This window comes from Vibrio sp. 2134-1, from assembly GCF_033339495.1.
The window spans coordinates 1-685 of record NZ_JAWOUS010000453.1; the positions used below are offsets into that span (position 1 = coordinate 1).

A 685-nucleotide genomic window follows, 5' to 3' on the forward strand; every position below is an offset into this window, starting at 1 on the left:
GCTTCTTCAGTGTCTGCGACAATGAACTCTGTGATCCCTTTAACTAACGCATGCTCTAAACGTTTTGCGACAGGCCAAGTTCGCCACTCAAGCGCAGAGGCATCTTCTTCTTTGCCAACACCTTTATCTGCGTACTCAGCTGCGATATCTAACAATCTTTCTGTAGCGTCATCTCGACGGTTAAGCACAACGTCTTCTACTGCTTCTCGTAATTTTTCTGGTACGTTGTCATAAATTTCGAGCTGGCCCGCGTTCACGATGCCCATGTCCATACCGTTTTTAAAACAGTTATAAAGGAATACGGCATGGATTGCTTCACGAACGTAGTTATTACCGCGGAAGGAGAAAGACACGTTCGACACGCCACCGGAAATCATCGCGTGTGGCAAATCACGCTTGATGTCCGCTACAGCTTCAATGAAATCAACAGCATAGTTGTTATGCTCATCAATACCCGTTGCGACGGCAAAAATGTTCGGGTCAAAAATAATATCTTCTGGCGGGAAGCCAACTTCGTCTACCAAAATACGATAAGCATTTGTACAGATTTCTAGCTTGCGCGCGCGTGTTTCTGCCTGACCAACCTCATCGAATGCCATGACGATCACCGCTGCGCCATAACGACGGATCAGTTTAGCTTGCTCAACAAATTTCTCTTTGCCTTCCTTCAAAGAGATAGAGTTCA

The 685-nt window shown here is 46.0% G+C and carries 1 protein-coding gene; it reads right to left on the reverse strand.

All coding sequences use genetic code 11. The annotated features are described in order from the left end of the window. Positions 1 to 685 (reverse strand): dihydropteroate synthase (locus R7R78_RS26575; protein ID WP_225474666.1); only part of this gene is annotated, 685 nt, incomplete at both ends.